Genomic DNA, 24,481 nt, shown 5'->3' with positions numbered 1-24,481 from the left:
CGTCTCGAGCGGTACCCGTAGAGCCGGGAGTGGTAGAAATAGTTATTCAGTAGAAGATACTACCACACATATGGCGACGTCCGTCAAACTCGATGACGCGACGAAATCTCGACTCGAGCGATTGCAGGCGGAGATCCGGCTCGAGACGGGAAAGCGCATCACACAGCAGGAGGTCCTCGAACGGCTCGTCGACGACGCGTACGCGTCGAAGGCGTCGTTCATCGAGTCCTTTCGGGAGCAGCGCGTCCCGGTCGATGACGAGGAGCGAGGGACGTTTCACGAGGGGATCGTTTCCTCCGGCCACAAGACTGGAGAGGACGACATCGACGACCTCCTCTACGGATGAGCGTCTTCATTGATACCGGCGTCTTCTACGCGCATCACGATAGCGACGCCACGCGACACGACGACGCCCGAATCTTCTTCGACGCGCTGCTCGATGGGGAGTTCGGACAACCATATACGAACGATTACGTCTTCGATGAGGTCGTAACGCTGACACGGCGGCGAACTCGCGACTTCGAGGCGGCCCGCACGGTCGCTGCCCGCATTCTCGGGCGGGACTCGTTCCCCGAGATCATCAACGTCGAACACGTCGACCCGGACGTATTCGAGTCGGCGCTCGACGTCTTCGAGACGTACGCAGATCAGACACTGGGTTTCACGGATGCGGTGGCTGTCGCGCACTGTGAGCACCTCTCGATCGATCACCTCGTGAGCTTCGACGACGATTTCGAGGGAGTGTACGAGCGACTCGATCCGAGCCTCGTCAGTTGAGGGTAACGCGAGGTCGCTGGTCGGGTGTGGTTGGTGCGCGAGGCTACCCCGGCCCCGAGCGATGTGCACGTTGTGTACAGACAGCGGACTCGTATTGCTCAAGTGTCCAACACATGTACGTGGAATGAGCGCGAGTGACGGGCTACGACGAGTGCACTTTCAGTCGCCGGAGTACCTCGTTGGCCGGCTCAATGCGATCGCCGACCTGTTCGACACGGATCGGACAGATCTGCTCGTCGAGGCCAGCCGTGTATATATCGAGGACACGGCAGATAGCGAGATCGTCCAGGAGTTGGGCGCGACCACGTACGACGACGACCAGCTCGAGGTCGAGACGGTCAAACAACTGGTCGGGGCCGAAACTGCCCAGTGGTTGCGCCTCCTCAAAGCGGATCTCGAGGGTGAGCCACTGGATCTTGCCGCGCCGGACGACGTCGATAGCTATGGTAGGGACGCGACGACGGGTGCACCCGATGACGCCGACCAGCGATGCGCAGGCCACGCCTGCGGGCGGTCGTCGCCGACACGAGCGCACTCGTGAGTCTCGCCGTCACCCGTGCTGACGCCGACCACGACCCCGACACCGTGTCGGACCCCCCTCTAGTCTCTCCTCACTTCGCGTACCGTCTCTGTGCCGCCCAAAGTCATTTCTGACCGTCAGGACATCACACAGTATCACGACGGCCACGCTGCTGTGGCGACCACTACCCTCGCCGCTCAGGACCCCTATTGTTCTCCCGACCAATAGCCTTATTGTATTGGTCTGTGTACCAATGGATGAGGATGGCCTCGCTGACCGACGACGACCTCGATGGCGTGAGCGAGGGGAGGAAGTACCCCGACGGGACCGTCGTCCGCGTGTTCTGCATGCGGACAGACTGTGACGCGTACCCGTCTGGGTGGGCATACAAGCTCCACTACGGCGCGACGGAGCCGGAACCGCCCCGCACGCTTGACGATGGGACGATTCGTCGGTACGACAACTCGCACGAGGACACCAAAGGGCACGAACTGCACGACGCACCGGACCCCGACCCAGACACAATCACGTTCCCTGGGATGGTCGAACTCTGGGAACGGTTCTGGAGCGGAATCCCGAAATCCGAGTTCGAGGTCAAGTGAGGCCATCACACCACGGTGATACCATGAACGATACCACGCCGCCGCTGCATCCGATGGAGCGCGAACAGCTCCGGGGCGAATCAACCCTCGTCGTGACTGTGAAGTCGTCCAGTGAGTTCCACGACGACGTCACCGACGGGATCGAGACGCTCGAACGGGGCGACGCGGTGGATTCCACGCCGATGCTCTCGTTCACCAGCTACGACGACCTGATGGAGACGTTGACGCCGCGCGTCCTCAATCTCATCGAAGCCATCCGTCGAGAAGAGCCATCCAGCATCAACGAGGCCGCACGGGTTGTTGACCGGGATGTGAAGAACGTCCACGAGGAACTCAGTCGGCTCGCCCAGCTGGGAATCATCTTCTTCGAGGAAGACGGCCAGAGTAAGCGCCCGGTCGTCTGGTTCGACGAACTCGTCATCACCCTCCCGTTCGATCCAGCGGCTGGCGGCACGGCCACTGCCGCGCCATAACCCACGAGGAGGCCCGAACACTCATCACCGCGATCAGTTCGCATCGCAGTTGGGCGAACAGCCCCTCCGTCGCCCAATTGCTGAACACAGAAATAGGCTAGTTGCCGTCTCACCCCCATCCAATCCGGGCTCTCGCCGGGCCGCCCTATCCACTCGGCTTCGACGATTGTGTGAATTAGTAACAATCATCCTTTCTGGTGAACGCAGCGGTGGTCATCTGGACGGCTATGGCGTGCCCTGCGTGTGGGGACCCGTTACGATGGAAGTCGGGCCAGATCGACCGCCCTCAGCATCAGGTGGGATGCACTGCGTGCCGCCGCCGAAGGCGGGAAAAGTCATGATCGCACGGAACTGCTGAAAGTGTGGCTGGTGTGAGGAGTGATCGGCGTCCATCAACTCGATCGTCCCCTCAATGGGGGTATCGAGCGCTTCCAGCAGGGGTACGCAGTGAGTCCACATATATTTGAGGGATACGAAGATATATTGAGCAAGACCACTGACAGGCAGGTATGACCGAGTTCGATCCGACTCCAGACGCCGACGCTGCCCAGCGACGGTGGCAAGCGGGAACAGACACGTTTGGACGTATCTATGACGTCGTCCTTGGGATCACGTCGCCGACCGCGTCCACTGAGATCGCAGCCATCGCCAACTGCTCTCCGAACGCCGCGAAAAAGCATCTCGACCGCTTGGCGGACATGGGCATCGTCCACGCGGATAGGGACAGCCGCCCTGCGAAATACGAACGAAACGAGGGGTATCTCGAATGGCAGGACGCCAGTCGGATCGCAACCGAGCTCTCCGTCGACGAGATACTCGACCGTGTGGAGGCGCTCGAAGCACAGCGTACGGAATACGAAGCGCAGTTCGGGACGACAGACCCAACAGACGTCTCCGTGTTCGACTACTGTGATCACGAAACCATCCACGAACGGATGACCGCGGTCAGCGAGTGGCAGGGCGTGATTCGGGATATTCGGCTGTATGAACTCGCTCGCCAGCTCTCCCAGAACGATGGGCATCTGATTCCGGCGTAGATGAGGCAGCCACCGGATGATTCAGCGCCTGACTCGATGGGACCACCGGATCGACAGACGTTGCGCCTCTTGGAACGACACCTTGCGTCGGATTCGCTCGTCGCCCAGACAGCGTTCGATCCGGATTCATACGAGCCGCACCTCCTCCGTGCACGCCTGGATACAGAGCGATACCCGGAATCAGTGACAGCGGCTCGACTCGACGTCCGATGGTTCACGACTGGTGACTTCTCGATACACTACATTGAAGAACGCGATGCTGGAGAACAATGGGACTGTCGCTGGGATTGGCATCCGAACGCACACAATACCCGGGTGCACTTCCATGAGCCGCCGACTGCAACCGAACTCACTGATCTCGAACTTCCCTCGCTCCATCCACTCGACGTCTACTCAACGGTGCTCGCTGCGATAGAGCAGCGCCTCGAGACACTGTGGTCCTAGCAAGTGCTGAGAACAGTCGAGCGTCGAGAGACACCTGAGGACCTCTATGGGTGGTCCGGCGGATGTGCAACAGCAGCGCTATCGTAACACATCAGCCCTGAAATCCACGCTATCCGTATATATGTTTATATATCTATTGCACATAGGAGTCGTATCGGCGGTCGCACGTTATACGATTCGCGTGCCTCTATCCACGAAAGTACTCACGCAGCGATTACGTATACCTACTATAAAAACAACTATACCAATAGAGACGGATAGTTATACCACCGAAATGCCCACCAAAGAGCTTCCCGATAGCGCACCGGGAAAATACGTCCCCCATCATCCAAACCCGTACTATTCACCGGAGCCGCTCCCAGTAGAGCCCAAGCTCAGGATCTCCGAACAAACGCACGATCTGGTGGCCGATGCCGCGTATCAAATTGGACGTGTTGACGGTATCAGCTCAACGGTCGACTTCTCCGCAGTTCTCTACACCTCGCTCATTCGTATCGAGGCTGTCGAATCCGCACGCATCGAAGGCGCAGACGTCGCGTTTCAGGATGTCGAGGCGTATCACACAAAGCACCCCTCAGGCGAAGCTGACACGAAAATCGAGAAAGATCTGAAGGAGGCCCTCAATTACGAGACCGCGCTCACGTATGGGCTCGACAGAATCGGGAGCGGAGCGTCGATAACGCTCTCGCTTATCAAAGAGCTCCACTCGATGCTTCTCGAAGATATCCGGAACGAGGGTGACGTCGTCGGCGACTTCCGTGACCACATGGTTCATCTGACGAGTCCACAGTCCGGACAACATCCGTTCATCCCACCGACGCCAGAAGGGGTCGATGGGCTCATGCAGTCGCTTGAGTCGTATATTCAGATGGGTGGACAGTACCATTCACTCGTAGACGCCGCTATCCTTCACTACTTCTTCGAGACAGTCCACCCGTTTTCCGACGGAAACGGTCGTCTTGGCCGACTTCTCATTATCCTCTACTTGACAGACGAAGGCTATCTGGAAAGTCCATACATCTACCCGAGTGCGTATTTCAATCGTCACAAAGTCGAGTACGTCGAGCACATGCGGACAGTAAGTGAGGAAGGTGCGTGGGAGGAATGGCTCACGTTCTTCCTCGAGGGACTCCGAAGCCAGGCTGAGACGTCGTACGACCGGACCCATCAACTCCGTGAACTCCAAGAACGCTACGAGGAAGAGTACTCAGGCAGTACGAACACGGACAAGTTCGCTCGTCAGTTGCTCCAGTATCCGTATTTCACGGCACCTGACCTCGTGGAGTATCTCGATGTCTCACGCCGTACCGCCTACAAGATCGTCGACAATCTCGAAGCAGATGGCCTTATCGAAGAGGTGACCGGCAAAGAACGTGGGAAGGAGTACAAAGCAGTCGATGTGTTCAACATCCTCAAGTGACAGTAGAGCAAGGCGACATTCACGACCTGTGTGCCAGTGTCGTATTCGAGTGGGGCGAGGACTACTACAAAGCGGGACGGTTCCGCGACAGTACGCATCAACGATGCTGTCACTGCGACGGTATAGGGGTCGAAGTTGTACGATTGACAGCAGATACAATACGCATCTAATACACCCGACCATGACCACGCTTCACATCACCGTCGGCGACCGAGCACAGTTCCGTGAGGAGACGCTCCAGTTCATTCAGCAAGCCGAGACTGATTAACTGGACGCAAGCAATGAGCGTGCGGTGCTCAAGTTCGGAACGTACGCTGATCTCGTCGGCATTCGGGATTCGGAATGCGACCTGGAGAACTCTGTCATCTCCGGCCTTCGTGGATCAACATAGAGCGCTCACGCGTGAAGATCCCCGCACACGGCCCGTATACCAAGGGCGACAACGACACCATTTGCGGCTACTGCACCAAGCAGGCGTTATCGGCCGCCGAGAACGGCTCCGACCTCAATCCCCTTGACGCGATGGAACTGTGGTGAGAACCGAAACCGGAGCATGCAATCCGAGCGATTCCGTACGGCTTCGACGAAGCGCTAGCAGAATGGTTCGAGGAACTTGCCCTCGACGATGGCTATCAGAAATCCAGGGTCTCCGTGAACCGTCGCGTGACCCGCGTGGCCGAAGAGGCAGGGATGGATCGAAGTAAACTGTATCCGCACGCACTTCGCGCGACCGCCGCGACGTATCACGCCTATCATGGCCTCCCTGCGACTGCCCTCCAGTCGTTCATGGGCTGGGGAAAAATTTCGGCGGCGAACAAATACGTTCGTCTAAGCGGGAAGCAAACTGCGAAGGCGCTCCACACGACGTATGGTGAGCGGTGACTTGACGGGGAATCGTTGTAATCTCTCCCCTCAGTTAACTACCCTCGGCGAATTCGCTGAATCGGGCTTCCGTTTCCAACACCTCTGACGCTAGTTGCAGACGACTGCTTGACATTCACTGCATCCGCGTCAACGTGGCTCACACGGTGTAGAAAGTTGAGAGACGACCGTGTCGGCCACGCCTATGCCGAGTCCCGAATGCCGACGAGTTCGCTACATGCGAGTTTAGTTGCCGAATGAATCTCCACGGCTCGCCCCGCGCGCCGCTGCCACCCACCGCTCGCTCGTCACCGACCATTCCGGGCGTGCGGCTCGCTCCTATGTCGCTCGCCGTTCCGGGCGTCTGGTTTGACGCCAGCGGGTACCCGCGGGGGGGTTCGCAGGCTCACCCCCTACGCGTACTCCGCTGGACACTCGCTCTGGGCGGGTCGGCGCGCGGTGCTGGTACTGTGGCCTCCCATCGGCACGCGCCGCTCGCGCCCCAGGGGGCGCTCGCGAAGGCGCGAGCGGCGCGTGCAGACGTGACTGTCGGGTGCGAGTCCGTAGAAAACCGCGAGTGGAGTCGCGGTTGGTGGCGTCGTGAAACGCCTTCGGATCAGTGAGATCCAATGTCTAGTCAGAACGCAATCGGTCAAGTAGTTTCGGTCGATGAACAGGGATTCGAACAGGCGAGCGAACCGGATGTAGATGCGGACGGGTTCGAGGTGGTGGACGAGACGCCGCAGTTCAGGCCGACGGTCGCCCAGGAGATCCAGGCGAAGGTGGACGCGAACCACCCGGATGCGCGGCCATACGGACTGACCCTCGAGGCAGAAGAGAAACTCGAGGCACGGGAGTTGGAGATAGAGCGAACGTACAGGCGGTTCGACAAGCGACAGCAGTCCAGCCGGGAGGCCAGCACGCGGAAAGCGGCAGAGCAAGGGAGCCGAGAGCGAAGGCGAGTGTTCCAGGCACGGCGCGGGTGCGTAGACCGGTGGACACACCCGGACGAACCAGACCCCCGAGAAGTATTGAGCCGAGCGGAACTGGCGAGCGTGAACGAGCAGGCGAGGCGGCTGGAGCGCAAGCTGGACGGCTGGACGAGCGCGTCGATTAGCCGGAAGCTGGCCGAGCGGGTCGCAGAGGGGCGGTCGGTCACGAGCGCGGTAATTGGAGTGCACGAGGAACTGCAGCGAGCCCCTGGTCGGGTGATTCCGATCGCGGCCCTCAAGGAGGTGCGACGACGAGAGGTGAGTATTGAAGGACATGTGACGCAGCTGTGGGACGCGTCGAGTTCGGCAATTCAGCAGGTTGGGCTCATCGAGGATGCGACTGGGCGAACGAAGGTGACGATCTGGCAGAAGTCGGACCAACCCTGGATTCGGGAAGGCGAACGCGTCCGTATCCACGGCGCGGCACGGAACTGGTATGAGGGACGTGTCTCGGTAGCCGTCACTGGGTGGAGCACCGTACATTTCCCTGAGCGCGGTCGGTGGTGGGAAGCGTAGCCGGTCGTCGCACCCTTCTTTTTTTGCTACGTGCCGGGCCGACCCGGACCCCGCCGCCCCACCCACCGCTCCGTGCTCGCTTCGCTGCGCGCGCAGCCACAACCCTTTCGCCGTGAGTTATCGAACAGGGTACGCTCGCGTTGCCAATTCTGACATATTTCTTTTATTGGATTTTGACTGGTAAGACGAGGAGACCGTCAGCAACCGATGGCAATTCAACTGAACACTCTGTGCCCAGTGTTAGCCAGATCAACCGAGATGGGACCGGCAATCAAAATGCTTCGAGTTCCCGCTACCACGAATCGGTCCCCTCGAAAGGGGAACGGGGCCGATCCGGGTACAACCGACAGTCAAGTGGACGTACCCGATGTAGCACTCATATCCTTCGCGGATAACTATTGTTGTATAGCTAATCTCTGCTGTCGTTTACGCCAGTCTGTTCGACGTCTGTGCAGCCGAGGTTCGCAAGCGAACGGTATGTCTATCTCTAAGAAGACGATGGAGTATAATGCGGCTCGTAGGTCGCTCTGAATTTGTGATCGTTACCCTCGTTCTGCACACCAGACCCCAGACTTGTATCCAAATTGCTAAGAATATCCATATATAATAATTTGAATACGAGGAAGGCGATTCAATGCACGCCGTCCTTTACTGTGTAGTAGTCGCACGGGCGCTAATGGGTTTGGATGCGACGAGTTCGGTTAGCGGACCCGTCTCTGTCTTTTTTAGCCTCCTTTCAGCGGTCGGCCAACACCGGCAGTGGAAACGCCTTTGGCGAAGACTCGACATCACACACCAACACCAATGCACCTCGACTCCGCAGTCGTCCTTGCCGCGGGGGAGGGACAACGGCTTCGGCCGCTCACCCGTCATCGACCGAAGCCGATGTTGCCTGCCGGAACGCGACCCATCCTCGAATACGTCCTCGATGCGCTCGTGAACGTGGGTATCGAAGATATCCATCTCGTCGTCGGGTACGAACGCGGTCGGGTTCAGAACCACTTCGGCTCGAGCTATCGGGGCTCCCGGCTCACCTATCACGTCCAGCAGAAACAACTCGGAAGCGGACACGCACTCCTTCAGGCTCGTGACGTGATCGACGGGGACTTCCTCGTCGTCAACGGTGACGAAGTGTTGGCCAACGAGATGATCGAGGCCGTCCTCGACGCCCATACCACCGATTCCGTCGCAACGCTCGCCGTCGTCGAATCGGACGAGGCGCCGATGTACGGGGCTGTCGAACTCGATGGCGAAACCGTGACCGACTTCGTCGAACGGCCCGGTGACGACTCCTACCGGCTTCTCAATGCCGGAGTGTATGCGTTCGATCCCTCCGTCTTCTCAGACCTCGAATCGACACCTCGCGAGGCAGGCGAACTCGCGCTTACCGATGCGATCGTGGCCATTATCGAGCGCGGCGGGCACGTCCGCGGTGTCCGGGTAAACGGCCTTCGGTCGGAGGTGACCTACCCGTGGGACCTGCTGGCCCTCGCAGGCCGACTCCTCGACCATGGGTTGGTGACCGAACCCGAGCGTGAAGCTGGTGAGTACGTCGCCGACTCGGCCCGGATTCACGAGGATGCCACGCTCGTCGCGCCGGTCGTCGTCGGCCCTGATGCGGTCGTTGAACCGGGGTCGGTCGTCGGGCCCGCTGTGGCGGTCAGGCGAAACGCAACCGTGGAAGCGGGAGCGACGGTTCGCCGGAGCGTCCTCGACACTGATTGCCGCCTTGGGATGAACGCTACTGTCGCGGATACCGTCGTTGGTGAAGGCGCCCTGGTCGGGCCAGGAGCGACAGTTCCACCCGGACCGAGCGATGTCCGGGTGAAAAACAGCATTCACGAGGGACAGCGACTGGGCTGTGTCCTTGCAGACCGTGCCTCACTCGGTGGCGGCGCGACGGTCATTCCAGGAGCGCTCATCGGCCCAAATGCACATGTTGGCCCCGGTGTCGTCGTTCAGGGGAACGTCAGTGAGGACACGGAGGTAACCCGCTGATGTGTGGCATCATCGGCGCCGTCGGCTGTGGTGATGCAACGTTAGAGGTGATTCTCGAGGGGCTAGCGACCCTTGAGTATCGCGGATACGATTCCGCTGGGGTTGCGCTGGGAGGAGCGTCGCTCGATGTCGAGAAGCAGTCTGGCGAACTTGACGTCCTCCGCGACTCGATTTCGGCTGGAGGGTCGGTTCCCGATGGTTCGATCGGACTCGGCCACACACGCTGGAGTACACACGGCCCGCCGACGGATGCGAACGCTCACCCGCATACGGACGAATCCGGCGATGTCGCCGTCGTCCACAACGGCATCATCGAGAACTACCAGACGCTCCGCGACGGGCTCCAGGACGATGGGGTATCGTTCGCGAGCGAGACCGACACGGAAGTCGTTCCACACCTTATCGCCCGTGGGCTCGCGGACGGGCTCGCCCCCGAGGCTGCGTTTCGGGACGCTGTCGATCGAATAGAGGGAAGCTACGCGATCGCGGCCGTCATCGCAGGAACAGAACGGGTGTTCGCCGCTCGTCACGACTCGCCACTCGTGCTCGGGATTGGCGAGGGGGCCACGTATCTGGGGAGCGACGTCCCCGCGTTCCTCGAGCACACGCGCGATGTAGTGTACCTCGATGACGACGAATTCGCCGTCCTGTCGCTAGACGGGTGGCGCGTCACCGACGCTGCTGGTGAGGTCGTAAAGAAGGAGGTTACCACCGTGAACTGGAGCGCCGAGCAGACGGGGAAGAGTGGTTATGCCCATTTCATGCTCAAGGAGATTCACGAGCAGCCGACCGCGCTCCGACAGGGACTCAGTGGTCGGCTCGACGAGCTCGCTGGGCAGGTGACGGTCGACGAACTGGACGGTCTGGAGACGCCAACTACCGTCCAGTTCGTTGCCTGTGGAACTTCCTATCACGCTGCGATGTTCGGGGTGGAGACGCTTCGAACGGCGGGAATCCCCGCCCAGACGTTCCTCGCGAGCGAGTACGCGACCGGGCCCCCACCCATAGGCAATGAGACACTTGTCGTCGGCGTGACCCAGAGTGGCGAGACCGCGGATACTCTGTCGGCGCTCCGGGAGGCCAGTGCCCGTGGTGCAGAGACACTCGCCTTGACGAACGTCGTCGACTCGACTGCCGCACGCGAGTGTGATCACGTACTCTATATCCGGTCGGGGCCGGAGATCGGCGTCGCGGCGACCAAGACGTTCTCCTCGCAACTGGTCGCGCTCACACTGTTTTCGGCTGCGCTGGTCGACCAGCGTGGTGAGGAGAGCCGCGAACGTGTGGCGGCACTCCGTGCGTTGCCGAGCGACCTGCAATACGTGCTAGATGAGTCACGTACAGCGGACGTCGTGGATGCATATCTCGATTCGGCTGCGTATTTCTTCATCGGCCGTGGACCCAACTACCCGGTTGCGCTAGAGGGGGCCCTGAAGTTCAAGGAGATCACCTACGAACACGCCGAGGGGTTCGCAGCGGGGGAGTTGAAACACGGGACACTTGCGCTCGTGACGGGTGAAACACCGGTATTCGCGGTCGTGACAGGGGACGACGAGCGTGCCCGCAAGACCATCGGGAACGTGAAAGAGGTCGAAGCGCGGGATGCGCCCGTGATCGCGGTGACCGACGGCGTCGCTGGTGTCGAGCAGTATGCCGATCACGTTCTCGAGATTCCCAACACCCACCCCCAGACGGCACCGGTGCTCGCGAACGCCCAGTTGCAACTCGTGGCGTATCACATGGCGAATCGACTTGGACGGAGCATCGACAAACCGCGGAACCTGGCAAAGAGCGTCACCGTGGAGTGACGTTCTGGCACACCACACGTAATCCAGCGCGCTTTTGTGCACGACAGAGACCGGCGTCTCCTGCGGTTGCACGACACACCCGAACAGATGTGTCTCAGACCGGATGACTGGACTCTTATCCGTTGCAATCGTTCACCGGCGCGAGGGCCCAATGACGCAACAGTTCGACCGGCTTCAGGAGGAGCCACAGACGGAGATCGACCGAGGGAGACTGAACCCCACAGAGCGCCAGCAACTCCGAACGATCGACGTAAGCGGGACTGCTGGCCTCCCGAACACTAACACCTCGGGGAAATTCACGACCGTCTACTACCTCGCAGGCGAGGAGGAGGTAGCAGCCGAGAAGTTCACCGAAGAGAACCGCGACCAACTCGAGCAAATCGACTTCTCGAAATCGAATGCCCTCCAGACGAGTGTCGACCGCCCCGTCTATGACTGGATTCTCCACCACGCAGGAGAACGAACGCTCACCAAATATGAGACGGTCGTGCGGGAGGAGCGTGCCGATGGGTCCCAGTGGATTATCGGCCGGAACAAGTTCGACGATCGCGTCGACCGGCGCTACGGGAAAAACGAACGCGGTACTGCGTACGTCCCACCCGAACTCTCTCTCAACGAGGTGTTCGAACGGTGTGGTGAGACGATCACCGAGGAAGACCTCCGGCTATTGGACATCGACGGTGACGTCCGTGAAGTGCTGGACCTGTTCCGGCACGATCCCTCGTTCCCATGTGAGCCAATAAGTACCCACGGGATGCTAGCGGTCAGGAAGACTGCCTCGTAGAGCCCAAGTACACGTGCTGGCATTGCTAACTAAAGCGTATCATACCATGGGGAACTACAGGTGAACGGTCATCTTACAAACGGGGTAAGGCGAGTTCGGTAATTTGGGTATATACGGCGTCTGACGCCGTGTGAAGCCGGTTCACACCCCCCTACTTCATCACAAAGCATTTACCGGTGGTCTGTCTTGACCATTGTACCCCTACCCGACGGTGACCCACGCAAGTATCCCAGGCCGAGTCCGCCTCGCGGGCGATCCGAGGCACGGGCGAACGTGGAAGTCGCCAACCGAAACCAGACAATCATGACAAACACAACCAACAAGGCACGCGCGCTGGTTCTCGCAGCGCTCATGGTCTTCAGCGTCTTCGCTGGGTCCGTGGCGTTCGCAGGATCGGCTGCTGCGGCGGCCGGTAATGGCCAAATTGCCATCGATCAACGAGCGATCGATATTGGCCAAGAGAGCGATACGCAAACGTTCTCATTCGACTATGAACAGGAATCGGGCGATGAAACGATTACAATCGATGTGAGTGAGACGCTTGACAACGGTGTCGAGATCACAAGCGCCTCCGTCAATGGTGAACCCGTCGAGGTAGACAACGGTGAGATCACTCTTGACGCTAGTGACGCCCAAGCAACGAACGACGTCGTACTCGATCTCGACCTGAGTGACGCTAGCACCGACAGCCGCGTCACCCACGTCATCTCTGACTCGGAGTCTGGCGAAGAGATTGAGGTCCAGTACAAGCTCTTCGAGGCATCCGATACCTCCTTCACCGATGGGGATTCGGGAGGCACCATCCAGGTTGGTGAACCTGTCACTCTCGTGACGTCTGATGGGTCTGAGCAGGGAATCGAGATCTTCCGTGTCGACGACTCTAATGATGGCGATTACACTCCCGTAGACACGCTGCACACGGCTCCGGGCGACCGGATCACCTACGACACCAGCGACCTTGAGGCTGGTGAGGACTACAAGATCGCCTTCGATGGCGAGTCGGCATCTTCGGCGACCATCACGCTCCAGACGCGAGACCTCGGTCTCTCGGCCGAGCTCGTCGACAACACGGTCCAGACTGACGAGTCCGTCGAGGTCTCTGCCGAGTCGAACGACCCGCAGGGCGCCTACACGGCAGTGCTGCTCGACTCCGACGGTGACGAAGTCGACGGCACTGAAGTCACCGGCACCTTCACCGGGAGCGGTGACGCGGACATCGCGATCGATGCCCCCGAAACCACGGGCAACTACACGGTTGAAGTGACGCACGACGACACCGGCGTCTCGGTCGAGACCGACGAGGTCCAGGTCGAGGAAGCGGGTGACGAAGACATCGCGGTCGCGAACGACTCGGTCACCGACCAGCAGGGTGACATCGCCGCGATCACCGTCGAACTCGACGAGACCGACACCGGGAGCGTCGTCATCGGCGACTACGAGGACGACAGCTACCAGGCGAACATCTCCGTCGAGGATGGTGACGACGACGGCGAAGTGACCGTCCTGTTCAACACCTACCTCGCCGGTATGTCCACCGGTAGCGACTACTCGGCATCCGACGTCGTCTCCGCGGAAGGTGACGACGACACTGCCACGCTCGAGAACTTCGACAGCGAACAGCAGGATCTGGACGACCTGCTCGACTCGGGCGAGTACGACATCTCGGTCAGCACCTCGCCGATTACCGAGGGTGACGCGAGCACCGCGCTCAACAACGAGGACGACCTCAGCACGCTCATCCTCGAGGAGCGCTCGACCGACGAGATGAACCTCTGGCGTGCGTCCAGCGACACCATCGAGGAGATCCAGGACGAGGACGCCGAGGATCAGGTCAGCGCCGTCGATGACGCCGTCTCCAACGACGGCCTCACCGAGACTGACATGGTCGCTGGCTCCGACGACGGAGCCGACCAGCTCGTCTTCCAGACGTCCGCCTCCGGGCTCGAGGGCCTCCTCGACGCCGCGGGTGCCGACGGCGACTCTGTGAGCGAACAGCTGGCGGCCGCGACCAGTAGTGGTCAGGTCGCGCTGAGCATCGAGCAGACCGAGGCGACCACTGGAAACAACCAGGATCCCAAGGAGGTCGACGTGACCTCTGACTCGCTGTCGGTCGTCTCCGACAGTGACGAGAACGTCTACTACATCGTCTTCGACCCGTCCGCTGCCTCCTTCGTGGAGGATGGCGAGTTCGAGGACGGTGACGCCTACGAGGCTGAACTGTCCATCGCGGACGGTCGCCTGCTCGAGCTTGACGATGAGGATGTCGACGGGGACGGCCTTGCGTCGAGTTCGGACGATTACGACTCGGTGAACGCGACGTTCGACTACGAGGCTGCTGAGGGCTCGTTCGACGACCCGACCAACGTGACGGCGTCCGAGAACGTGTCCATCGAGGGCGAGACGAACATCGCCCCCGGCAGCGAGGTCAACGTGCGCATCCGCTCGGGTGACAACACCGAGCCGCGGTTCATCGAGACGATCACCGCGACTGTGCAGGCTGACGGCACGCTCGAGGCCACTGGCTTCGATCTCAGCGACAACGCTGCTGGCGACACCTTCACGGTGACCGGCACCGGCACGTTCGCTGCCTTCGAAGAGGCCGACGGCAACATCGTCGAGTCGGTCGGCACGTCCACGCCGGGCACGGACGACGGCACGCCGACGACCGACGACGGCACGCCGACGGACACCGCCACGCCGGACGACGGCACGCCGACCGACACCGCCACGCCTGACGGCAACGGTGACGACTCGACGCCGACCGAGACGACCACGCCCGGCTTCACGGCCGTGCTGGCTCTCATCGCGCTGATCGGCGCCGCGCTCGTCGCAGTCCGTCGCGACTAAGCTGAACCACGACTGACCGGCGGAACCGGTCACCGCTCCGCTTCACGCGGAACTGCGGACCCATTCTTTCGACGCGCTCCACCGGCGAGCGGCGAGTCAGTCGAATAGCGGTGATCCAGACATTCGAGTGTCCACATTCTCGGTACAGCCACCAGCTGTTGCACCGGATGTGAGGCTAGCAATCCAGTTGCCACGTCGGTGAGGAGTCGAGACTGCCAGGCCAGAAGTGCATCGGAAGGACCTTCCGGGCCGGCTGACCCACACGTGGTATGGACCGGTCGCTCGTCGTCGCGCTCGTCGTCGGAGCGTTACAGGGGGCCTTCGAGTGGCTTCCCATCTCGAGTGAGGGAAACATCGCGCTCGCGCTCTCGATGCTCGGCCGTGCACCGGACGATGCCGTCGCGTTCGCGCTCTTTCTCCATCTCGGGACGGCGCTGTCGGCGACGGCGTACTACCGCGAGGACCTCCACGACGTCCTCGTACTCCTTCCGGCGTGGCGACCGGGCTCGGCGTTCGAGGGTGAGCACGCGACGGTGACGTTTCTCGCGGTGGGGACGCTCGTCTCGGGCATCGTCGGCATCGCCGCGTACGCGACACTCGATGCGCTGGTGTCGGCGCTCACGGGTGGACTGTTCGTCGTCCTCGTTGGCGCCCTGCTCGTGTTGACGGGGCTGTTTCAGCGCCTCTCGACCGGGTTCGGGCTCGGAGAGCGGGACGACCCGAGCCTCCTCGACGCCGTACTCGTCGGCATCGGACAGGGGATCGCCATCCTCCCCGGAGTCTCCCGGTCGGGGACGACCACTGGGGTGCTATTGCTCCGCGGGCACGAGGGCCCAGACGCGTTTCGGTTCTCGTTCTTGCTGTCGATCCCGGCGGCAGTGGGTGGTGGGCTGCTCGCATATTTCGACACGGGACTCGCCGACGTTACGCTCGCCGCGGCCGGGGTCTCGCTGGTCGTGGCCGCCGTCGTCGGCTATCTCACCATCGACGCGCTGATGCGGGTGGTCGAACGAATCGACTTCTGGGCCGTCTGTGTCGCGCTCGGCGCGTTGGCCATGCTCGGCGGGTTACTGGTCGCCTGATCTCAGTCCGAATCCAGTATTGGAACGTACCGAACGACCCGTTCGACGACGAACCAGAGGCTCGCGAGCGCCGCACCGAGCGCGTTCGCGAGCAGGTCGCCCCATCCGAAGTAGCGGTGTGGGGTGGTTCCCTGAAGGAGTTCGATGAGCACGCCGAACGCGATTGCGCCGCCGAGGACGAGAACGCGTCGGCGGGACGAGGTATAGTGATCGACCGTCGCGTACGCGAGCGCCAGTGCGAGTCCGGCATACGAGATGAAGTGGAGATGCTTGTCCCAGATGGGCGTCGGCGTTGGCGGTTCCGGTGGCACACTCCCGAGCGAGAAGTAGCTGATCACCACGACGACGGCACAGACGCCGAGCCAGCGGAGCGACCGTGGGAAGAGCGGAACGGGGATCGACCGCATTCTCGATCAGTTCCCTCCGCCCGCGGTGACGGTCGTTCCGTTCTCCACAGCCGATTCAGGGACTGAGACGGATTCGTTTCCGAGCTGGTACTCACCTGGGTGAGCGACTCGCACGCTGTAGGTCCCGTTTGCATCAGCGGTCGTCTCGCGGACGTACGTGAACGAGAAGTTCTCCAGTTCGACGTCCGTCCGCACTGTTACTGTCTCGTTTGGCTCCGCCTCCCCCTGGATGACCGCGCCGTCGACGAGTTCGAATACCTTGTATTCGCCGTCTGTCTCAGTATGGATGAGGCGATAGTGAGCGAGCCCCGGGGCGGCGTCAGTTCGGCTGCCGTTGTTGACCTGGAGGCGGGTGCCGAGCATCGTCTCGTTCCCGACGACGATCGGCGTGGTGACGACGTAGCCGGCCCGCCCGTCCAAGCGGTCGTACCATTCGGCCGGGTCCTGTGAGCCGACGAAGTCGACGTAGTTGCTCTGGGCGTACCCGTAGGAGCGGGACTCGCCGTTCACGAAGTAGTTGTACACACGTGTGTCCGGCCAGAAACTGAACACGTAGTTTTCGGGGTACTCATGGCCCTGTTCGGCGCTATGGTCGGCGATCCAGTCGGCCGTCTCGTACTGTCCCTCGGAGATGGTGAGCTGGCTCGTCTTCACCGGCACCTGGACGATACTCACGCTCGTGACGAACAGGAACAGGATGACGACCGCGACGAGCGGTTCCCGGTCCGGGATTCGAATGTCGGGAACGCGGGTGCCCTCGAACGGCGCCGGCGGGCGAGAGCAGTCGATCTTCTCTGCGAGGTGGATGAAACCCGTGGCGGCGAAGATGACGACGACTGGGGAGAGTTCACCGAGGAACCGCACCTGAATGGTCGCGAGCACGAGGAAGTACCAGCTGTACACGGTCGGGACCAGCCAGCGCTCGTCCTCGAGCGCCAACCTGATCCCCCACGCCATGTAGGGGAGCGCGAGGACGAGCACAAGGCCGATCAGGAGCAACCAGCCGAACGACTGGCCGAACAGCCCCTGCGTCTCGGCGATCGCCCGGCGTGCGAGCAGGCGGTCGGTGACGCCCGTCGTGAGTCGCGCCCAGTACTCCGGTCGGAGCGTGGTGAGTGCCACTATTCCTGCGACCAGTCCCACACCCTCGATACCGGCCAGGACCTTCGCAGGCTGGTCGAGTCGATACGCGAGTTCGCCGGCGACGAGTACGCCGATGCCGCCGATAGCGACGAGCGCTGGCGCCGACGCGACGAGCGTCGTGTGCCACTCGACCGTCGTGTGTGCAGTCCACGCGATGATAGCACCCAGGATCGTTCCGAGCAGGACCGGTCCGCTCGTCGGGAGTGGTGACTCGCCCGCGCGGACGGCGCGAAGCGCGTCGGCGGCGAGATACAGGCCGATCGGTGCGATCAGCAGTGGGCTCGCATCCCACGCGAGCGTCTGGCCCCCGACACCGACGCCGATGGCGAGCATCGCGGCGGCCCTCTTCGGCGGGAGGAGACCCCTCAGCCCAGACGAGTCATCCACTGTCGCGTCCAGTCGTTGAGCCTCCTGTGCGACGATTACGATGCCGAGTACGGTCAGCGCGAGCCAGGGGTAGTCGAACGCGTGGTGGTCAGCGAAGCCGAGACTCGTTCGATAGGCGTGGGCCGGAACGACCGCGAACATGGCAACTGCGGCAATGGCAATCCGGCGGTCGTCGGTGATCGTCACCGTAATCAGGTAGACAAGCAGGGCGGTGATAATGGCCGAAACGATCGGGTACCAGGCGAGGACGTGGCCGGCGACCTCAGGTGTGCCGCCGAGCACCGACGAGGCGAGCCAGAGCGTCGCCACGAGAAGTGGTTCACCCATGCTGATGCCGTCCGGAACCACTCCGAACGTCGCCTCGGGAGTGGCGAGCATCGTCTCGACCCAGTAGCGGTAGAAGTAGGGGTCATTCCCGGTAAGGACGACGTCACCTCCCTGAAACACGGAGGACAACGAGAAGAGGCGAAAGGCGACGACGAGCAGGAGTACGCCGACGAGGAGGCCACGTTCGAAGCGGTCGGTGATGAAGAATTCAAAATCGAAGGAGCTGTCGTCGGTGGATTCCGTAGCACGAATTTCACCATTGAGTCCGTTCCGTACGGCGGCCCGATCCGCGATCCGATACTCATCACCATCGCGCGTGACGATACCGTGGGAGACGAGTTCGCCGAATGCGCCCGAGTCGACGTCGACGTCCTCGAACACCCATGGCTCCTCGGGTTCGAGGACGACCTCAACGGCCGGTTCGAGATCCGGCCGCTCGTCGAGAAGGTCGCGGACGTCGCGGGCGGTGACCATAGCCAGAGTCAGTCACACTCGGAGAATAAAGCCACCGTCTCCCGATGGTGTCGGTCGTAGGAATAGCTTACCCCGGATGGTTCGAATCCACACGCGTTCATTGCTGGTCCTTTCCCAGGAATGGCGAGGGGTGGATTCACAACTGATAATCTGACCAGTACCTTTATTCCCAGACTATTTGTTTGGTAATTCAGACTCAACGCTCCGCATCACGGAAATCGGTTCCGTCCGGGGCTCCGGGTCACAGGAGACAACTAATGCAATTCAGAAAGCTCATCGAAGACGAACGGGCGGTCAGTCCAGTTATCGGAGTTATCCTCATGGTGGCGATTACCGTGATCCTCGCGGCCGTCATCGGGACGTTCGTGCTCGGACTGGGGAACAACCTCGGCGATACAGCGCCGAATGCGAACTTCGACTTCGATTACGATGATCCTACAGGTGCTGGTGATTATGACGTTACTGCGACCCATCAAGGGGGTGCGACTATAGATAGCGATAACGCTGACAGTCTCGTCCTTAGTGCTTCTGAGACGGAACCTGAGCCTAATGGTGATGAGGTGGACATTGGAACCCTCAATGACGGGGTAAGCTCTGGTGACTCTGAAACGCTAGAAGATGTAATGTCAGGGGCAGATATTCGCGTCGTCTGGACATCCCCTGACGGCAGCAACTCCCAGACGATCGCGGAAAGTCAGGCACCCTAATAGACAATGAACTTCCAGAAACTCTACACTGAAGATCGCGCTGTCAGTCCAGTTATCGGAGTCATCCTCATGGTGGCGATCACCGTGATCCTCGCGGCCGTCATCGGGACGTTCGTGCTCGGACTGGGGAACAACCTCGGCGATACGGCACCGAACGCGAATTTCGACTTCGAATATTCGGGAAATGGCGCTGGTAACTCGTATGCCGTCGAAGCAGTTCACGAGGGTGGTGCGACGATCGATCAGGATAACTCCGAGTCACTCGTGTTAGAAGACGCTGATGGAAACTCGGAGGAATTCTCGAGTTACCCAGTTGCGTCAGGATCCTCTGTGATGCTTGGTGAAGTCGGCAGCGATTATCCCGTTGCCGAAGGAACGACAGTCCGCGTAATCTGGACATCTCCGGACGGCAGTAACTCGCAGGCGCTTGCAGAAGGTCAGACGCCGTAACTGAATCAAACGGAAACTCGAATCATTTTTCTCGATGTCGGATGCGACCATTAGAGTCACGAATTGATGCCACTTTCATCTAGAGAAACGGAGTTCGTCAACACGTACGAGCCGCCCAATGCGTCGCAGCCAACTGATGTCCTTCAAGACTTCCAGCGAGTCCGAGAATACGTCTCGAAGCATCCGGAGCACGGCCGCCGTCGGGCCAGTACGAACCTCGGGCTGAACGAAAACCGGATACGCGGCTGGATGAACGAGACGTCGAAACCTGACGTCGTCCGTGGACTCGAACACGCCCGGGGGCGAGGATGGCTGAGCATGGACGAATCAGACCCACGACAACCGGCGCTCGCGACGCTCCTCGCTGGCATCTTCGCATGCGGTGGTATCGCGACAAACTGGGTTCCGGCCTGGCTACCCGAAACTGAACGGGGGCACGCACTCATCGCTGACGCACTCGCAGACATGACGGATGGCTACGTTACACGCCACGAGGACGATCCCGACCGTCCGACGGAATTCCTTCCGGCCGAGGGAGCGACGGTGTTCGGTCGCGTCCTCGTTGCATATGGCGCACCGCAAGGTGACAAGAACGATGACTCAGTCGGTCACCTACCCCAGTGGTTACTCGAGGCACCCAAGGAGTCCCGACTCCGTGCTGTCGAGCTGTTCCTCCTCGAGCGAGGAACGTTCTTCGAGTCGAAGGACACTGTCACGATACAGGCTCGGAACAGGCGACAATCCTACCGCAGCGATCTCGCGACACTCGTCGGCTCAGTTACGAACGAACCAGTGACTGCGGGTCGGAACGTGGTCGTCTCGGCCGAAGCAGTTCGTGACCTCGGGTTTGGAAGACGTGACACGGTTCGACGCTAAGTTTCAGGTATTACAATAGCTGAGTGGCTTACTCCTCGTGATCCGACCGAACTTGGCCGCCATCTGATTCGTTCGTCTCCTCGGGAGGCGCTGGTGGTTCGAGAAACTTGATGAGGAGCTGTCCGGACCGAGTCTCAGTTGCATGGTCGAGTTGGAGTGCGAGAAGATCAAAACCGCGCTTGAACGTTGATTCGTTCCAGATGGGGATGACCCCAACAATGACGTGATCGAGAAGGCGGATGACCGGTCCGACAGTCCACGTCTCTCGGAGATCGATGACGAATACCTCGGGTTCGGGTTCCTTCGTGAGCCAGCGGTAGATGAACGAGTTCCTGACGGTCTCCGAGAGCCATCGGGCTGTTTGGCGCGTCCGTGCATCTTCCCGGAACGGCGCGCGTAGCGCCACAACTAGGGACGACTGCTCCAGTGCACGACCAAGGACCGCTCGCGTGCCCGTCGACTTCTGGGCAGATGGGGTGTCTGCCATTGGGTTACATCGAACCGACCGTCATAGTGACAGTGACGCTCCCGAGATCCAGGGTGACAGTCGACCCGTACTGGAGCGGTTCGCCCTTGAACGTGATACCGGTGGCTGTCTCGCGAACCGCGAGGTCGGCGGTAATGGTCACGTCCTCGTTGCGCGGGTGTTCACGTTCGTAGATGTTTCCGTCATCGCTGACGAGCACGATGGTCGAGGGCTCCCGCTGGACGTCAGTGAGTTCGGCGAGCACGTTCCCGTTCGCGGACTCGGTCATGCCCGACCGGATGGACGTCGACAGTTCCGGTGAGACATTTTCGAGTGTGAGCGTCACCGTCCGGGTGGTCGGCTCCCCTCGTGGTTCGGTGGCGTCGACGCGCGTAATTTCTCCCATGAGATCGTAGTCTGCCGTGCGGAAGGGAATCGTGGCGCCCTGTCGCAGTCGCGTGCCGGCGAACTCGGTGCCATCACCCATCTCACTGGCGGTGAGGGTGACCCCGAGGAGAACGCGCTTTCGGTTGGACTTGTTGGTCCCGTATACCTCGACGTGTTCAACGGCCCCGAGCGTCCGCTCGCGAAGGGTGAACTGGTCGCCTTCTTCGATAATGGTGGCAGTGTCTGCGTCGACAGTCGTCTCGAGGAGGACGGTGCGTTCGACGGTCGGAAGTGACGACTCATCGCCGACGTCGGTGATACGGCCGCTCACCTGGTAGCTGTCGGTGACGATATCGAGGTTACGACCGAGCCGAGGCGGTGCGCCCTCGTACGAGAGCATGGGTGTCCCAGTGTTGTCGGCCGTCTCCGTGGACTCTCCGACGAGTTCGACGCGGAGGAATACGCGCGTGTCAGAACCGTCTGTGGTGGGTTCGAGATGGACGTCGGTGATCGTGAGGTTCGTTTTCTCGGATGCAGAGTACGTATCTCCCTCGTTCAGTTCGGCGATGATGTAGTCGGGCTGGGAGCCGAGGTCAAGGGTGGCGTGTCGGGATGTCCGGTCGGATTCTTGCGGCTCCGGGTCGGGTTGGAGGGCAAACGCGGCACCCGCTGTGAGGACGGCGATGACGAGGAGGACCGCGAACGCGTCGACGGCGTTGACGATACCGAAGAGGTTGCCCTCATCGTCGATCAACTGCATTGGCGGTCACCTGAGACGGTCATTTTTGGGTGTGACTCAGGTGAGAGACTAATTCGTTGCGACTCGCGAATGAGAGTTCACGAGGACGCTGCTTGGGCGGCGGATGGAGATGGAACGCCTACCATCAGTGATGATTGATCGAACTGTCCCTCGCTAGAGAGACACTTCGAACGAGGAAGTAAAATAGATGCCGAAAAATTCATCTCTATTCCAATTGGGCCGCCAATATCTATGCGAATGGTTACTTTAACAAAGTAAATTGATTTTCCCAGATGAAGATGTGAGTAATAAAATTCAATGGTATTAACATTCAAAAATGCGAACTAACCGAAGACGCCACACCAGCAGAATTTGAAGCAACTGTTGCCGAGGCTGAATTACGAGACCTGATTGACCTTCCGGAGTTGACCGATTATTGGTTCCTCAAAGGGATTAAAGGCGCACGCGTCGATCGGTATACTGCTGTCTGGCAGTACGAGAGCCGGGAGGCGTGGGAGAAACTGCGGGGTTCCGTTGACGATCCGAAACTGAAGGAGGAATACCCGGATTCGTGGATCGAGTGGGAGGAAGAACTCCTCAATCCGATATTGTCAGAAGATCTTGACGGGATCCGATTCTCCTCGTATCGATCCCTTCAGAGCCTGAAATAACAATCCCGAAGTAGCCTGGTTCTGGTTACCTTAATACGCGATGAATGACGACTCGATTCTCGTCGTGACGCAGTACTTCCCGCCGGAAACGGGGGCCTCCCAGACGCGGTGGGACGAACTCTCGAAACGGTGGTCGGAGGAGGCGTCCGTGACAGTCCTGACGTCTGCACCTGACTATCCAGAGGGGGAGATCTACGACGGCTACGACAATGACTGGTTAGGTCACGAAAAGCGGGGCGATGTCGACGTTTACTACACCAAGACGATTACCTCACCCAGTGGCAATCTGATCCGTCGGAGTCTCAAGTTCATCTGGTTCATGCTTATCTCGATGATTGTCGGACTCCGGTACACCTCTCCGACGGTCGTGATCGCAACCTCTCCGCAACCGCTGACGGGGGTGTCGGCCTGGGTCATCGCCCGGGTCAAACGGGCGACGTTCGTGTTCGAGGTGCGCGATCTGTGGCCCGAATCAATTCTGGCTGTCAGTGATTTCGACAACAAACTCGTGATCTGGAAGCTGAAACGAACAGTGGAGTTCCTGTACCGTCGATCAGATCACCTCGTCGTGGTATCGCAGGCGTTCGTCGAGCCGATCGCGGAGTGTGGTGTCAATCGATCGAAGATCGCTTTCCATCCGAACGGAATCGATCTCGACTTCTATCAGACCGAGGGGAAGGATTCACTGGTGGCCGACGAGATCGACAATGAGTTCACCATCTCGTACGTCGGCACGATCGGGCGAGCCCACGGATTGTCAGTGGTGCTGGAGGCAGCCCCGGAACTGGAGGATATCCAGTTCGTGATCGTCGGGGATGGCGCCGAACGTGATGAGCTCGAAGCACGGGCTACCGATCTCAAGAACGTCGTGTTCACGGGACGCCGGCCGAAGGATGAGGTGCCAGCGATCCTCGAAAACTCGGACGTCGCCCTCGTTCACCTGAAACCCCGGAAGATCTTCGAGACAGTGATTCCCTCGAAGCTGCTGGAGTCCATGGCGGCCGAACTACCCATAATTCTGGGAGTTCAGGGCGAGGCCAAGCGTATCCTAACTGAGGCAGAAGCTGGGATCGTTATGGAACCAGGCAATACTGAGGAGGTGGCCGAGGCAGCCAGGCAACTCAGAGACGATCCCGAATTGAGGGAAGAGTACGCGCTTTCGGGACGAGAGTACGTCGTCGACCATTTCAACTGGAACACGATTGCTTCCGAGTATCTGGCGACGATTACCGGCGGCCGAGCATCGGCTGGTTCGTAGCGAATACGAGTTTTTTAAGTTGGACCGC

At 60.4% G+C, this 24,481-nt stretch carries 24 protein-coding genes; 20 read left to right on the top strand and 4 right to left on the bottom strand.

Features of this window, described 5'->3' with window-relative positions; genetic code table 11:
- The first annotated feature begins 70 nt into the window (after positions 1 to 70).
- The 16 genes from HUG12_RS04940 to HUG12_RS04875 all read left to right on the top strand — a co-directional run bounded on the left by HUG12_RS04940 (position 71) and on the right by HUG12_RS04875 (position 16,161).
- The gene (locus HUG12_RS04940) at positions 71 to 346 is read left to right on the top strand and encodes a hypothetical protein (RefSeq protein ID WP_179267699.1); all 276 of its coding nucleotides are present in this window, start codon (positions 71 to 73) and stop codon (positions 344 to 346) included.
- On the top strand, positions 343 to 777 hold the full coding sequence (locus tag HUG12_RS04935) for a type II toxin-antitoxin system VapC family toxin (RefSeq protein WP_179267698.1): 435 nt from the start codon (positions 343 to 345) through the stop codon (positions 775 to 777). The genes HUG12_RS04940 and HUG12_RS04935 overlap by 4 nt, the downstream gene beginning before the upstream one ends.
- Positions 778 to 901: 124 nt before the next feature.
- Positions 902 to 1,318 (top strand): hypothetical protein, encoded by a 417-nt coding sequence (locus tag HUG12_RS04930; protein ID WP_179267697.1) that lies wholly within the window; start codon positions 902 to 904, stop codon positions 1,316 to 1,318.
- A 242-nt stretch (positions 1,319 to 1,560) separates the two neighbouring features.
- Entirely contained in the window at positions 1,561 to 1,899 is a 339-nt protein-coding gene (locus HUG12_RS04925; protein WP_179267696.1) for a toxin-antitoxin system TumE family protein, read from the top strand.
- A gap of 23 nt (positions 1,900 to 1,922) precedes the next feature.
- Entirely contained in the window at positions 1,923 to 2,372 is a 450-nt protein-coding gene (locus HUG12_RS04920) for an HVO_A0114 family putative DNA-binding protein (RefSeq protein ID WP_179267695.1), read from the top strand.
- Between the two features lie 509 nt (positions 2,373 to 2,881).
- Positions 2,882 to 3,409: a winged helix-turn-helix domain-containing protein gene (locus HUG12_RS04915; protein ID WP_179267694.1), complete on the top strand. Its 528-nt coding sequence runs from the start codon at positions 2,882 to 2,884 to the stop codon at positions 3,407 to 3,409.
- Entirely contained in the window at positions 3,410 to 3,853 is a 444-nt protein-coding gene (locus HUG12_RS22005) for a hypothetical protein (RefSeq protein WP_345777000.1), read from the top strand.
- A gap of 274 nt (positions 3,854 to 4,127) precedes the next feature.
- Positions 4,128 to 5,273 carry a Fic family protein gene (locus HUG12_RS04910; protein ID WP_179267693.1) on the top strand — a complete coding sequence of 382 codons (1,146 nt, stop codon included), beginning with the start codon at positions 4,128 to 4,130 and terminating at the stop codon, positions 5,271 to 5,273.
- A 402-nt stretch (positions 5,274 to 5,675) separates the two neighbouring features.
- Complete coding sequence (locus tag HUG12_RS21840) at positions 5,676 to 5,810, top strand: hypothetical protein (RefSeq protein WP_281362330.1); 135 nt, start codon at positions 5,676 to 5,678, stop codon at positions 5,808 to 5,810.
- A gap of 114 nt (positions 5,811 to 5,924) precedes the next feature.
- The gene (locus HUG12_RS22110) at positions 5,925 to 6,155 is read left to right on the top strand and encodes a tyrosine-type recombinase/integrase (protein WP_394354274.1); all 231 of its coding nucleotides are present in this window, start codon (positions 5,925 to 5,927) and stop codon (positions 6,153 to 6,155) included.
- 608 nt (positions 6,156 to 6,763) lie between these two features.
- Positions 6,764 to 7,642 carry a DNA-binding protein gene (locus HUG12_RS04900; RefSeq protein WP_179267691.1) on the top strand — a complete coding sequence of 293 codons (879 nt, stop codon included), beginning with the start codon at positions 6,764 to 6,766 and terminating at the stop codon, positions 7,640 to 7,642.
- 804 nt (positions 7,643 to 8,446) lie between these two features.
- Entirely contained in the window at positions 8,447 to 9,640 is a 1,194-nt protein-coding gene (locus HUG12_RS04895; protein WP_179267690.1) for a sugar phosphate nucleotidyltransferase, read from the top strand.
- The gene (gene glmS / locus HUG12_RS04890) at positions 9,640 to 11,448 is read left to right on the top strand and encodes a glutamine--fructose-6-phosphate transaminase (isomerizing) (protein ID WP_179267689.1); all 1,809 of its coding nucleotides are present in this window, start codon (positions 9,640 to 9,642) and stop codon (positions 11,446 to 11,448) included. The genes HUG12_RS04895 and glmS overlap by 1 nt, the downstream gene beginning before the upstream one ends.
- Positions 11,449 to 11,599: 151 nt before the next feature.
- Positions 11,600 to 12,232 (top strand): hypothetical protein, encoded by a 633-nt coding sequence (locus HUG12_RS04885; protein WP_179267688.1) that lies wholly within the window; start codon positions 11,600 to 11,602, stop codon positions 12,230 to 12,232.
- 273 nt (positions 12,233 to 12,505) lie between these two features.
- Entirely contained in the window at positions 12,506 to 15,079 is a 2,574-nt protein-coding gene (locus HUG12_RS04880; RefSeq protein ID WP_218836400.1) for a DUF7827 domain-containing protein, read from the top strand.
- A gap of 269 nt (positions 15,080 to 15,348) precedes the next feature.
- The gene (locus HUG12_RS04875; protein WP_179267687.1) at positions 15,349 to 16,161 is read left to right on the top strand and encodes an undecaprenyl-diphosphate phosphatase; all 813 of its coding nucleotides are present in this window, start codon (positions 15,349 to 15,351) and stop codon (positions 16,159 to 16,161) included.
- A gap of 2 nt (positions 16,162 to 16,163) precedes the next feature.
- Here HUG12_RS04875 and HUG12_RS04870 read toward each other — a convergent pair whose 3' ends face one another.
- Together HUG12_RS04870 and HUG12_RS04865 are read right to left on the bottom strand one after the other, a co-directional pair.
- A complete protein-coding gene (locus tag HUG12_RS04870) occupies positions 16,164 to 16,568 on the bottom strand; it encodes a VanZ family protein (RefSeq protein WP_179267686.1) in 405 nt (134 codons plus the stop codon).
- A 6-nt stretch (positions 16,569 to 16,574) separates the two neighbouring features.
- Positions 16,575 to 18,899, bottom strand: coding sequence for a hypothetical protein (locus HUG12_RS04865; protein WP_179267685.1), 2,325 nt, complete (start codon positions 18,897 to 18,899; stop codon positions 16,575 to 16,577).
- Between the two features lie 257 nt (positions 18,900 to 19,156).
- Between HUG12_RS04865 and HUG12_RS04860 the strand changes: the two genes are divergently transcribed.
- From HUG12_RS04860 to HUG12_RS04850, 3 genes are all read left to right on the top strand, one after another.
- Positions 19,157 to 19,606, top strand: coding sequence for a type IV pilin (locus HUG12_RS04860; RefSeq protein ID WP_179267684.1), 450 nt, complete (start codon positions 19,157 to 19,159; stop codon positions 19,604 to 19,606).
- Between the two features lie 6 nt (positions 19,607 to 19,612).
- The gene (locus HUG12_RS04855) at positions 19,613 to 20,056 is read left to right on the top strand and encodes a type IV pilin (RefSeq protein WP_179267683.1); all 444 of its coding nucleotides are present in this window, start codon (positions 19,613 to 19,615) and stop codon (positions 20,054 to 20,056) included.
- 318 nt (positions 20,057 to 20,374) lie between these two features.
- Positions 20,375 to 20,932, top strand: a complete 558-nt coding sequence (locus HUG12_RS04850; RefSeq protein WP_179267682.1) for a hypothetical protein — start codon at positions 20,375 to 20,377, stop codon at positions 20,930 to 20,932.
- 28 nt (positions 20,933 to 20,960) lie between these two features.
- On the opposite strand, the gene HUG12_RS04845 is transcribed toward HUG12_RS04850, so the two are convergent.
- A complete protein-coding gene (locus tag HUG12_RS04845) occupies positions 20,961 to 21,419 on the bottom strand; it encodes a hypothetical protein (protein WP_179266817.1) in 459 nt (152 codons plus the stop codon).
- Positions 21,420 to 21,423: 4 nt separating this feature from the next.
- Positions 21,424 to 22,545, bottom strand: coding sequence for a DUF4330 family protein (locus HUG12_RS04840; RefSeq protein WP_179267681.1), 1,122 nt, complete (start codon positions 22,543 to 22,545; stop codon positions 21,424 to 21,426).
- Between the two features lie 690 nt (positions 22,546 to 23,235).
- On the opposite strand from HUG12_RS04840, the gene HUG12_RS04835 reads away from it, so the two are divergent.
- A complete protein-coding gene (locus tag HUG12_RS04835; protein WP_179267680.1) occupies positions 23,236 to 24,453 on the top strand; it encodes a glycosyltransferase family 4 protein in 1,218 nt (405 codons plus the stop codon).
- The last annotated feature ends 28 nt before the right edge of the window (positions 24,454 to 24,481 follow it).

The sequence above is a fragment of the Halorarum salinum genome (assembly GCF_013402875.1).
GTDB lineage: Archaea > Halobacteriota > Halobacteria > Halobacteriales > Haloferacaceae > Halorarum > Halorarum salinum.
This window is presented reverse-complemented; position numbering and strand designations above follow the sequence as displayed.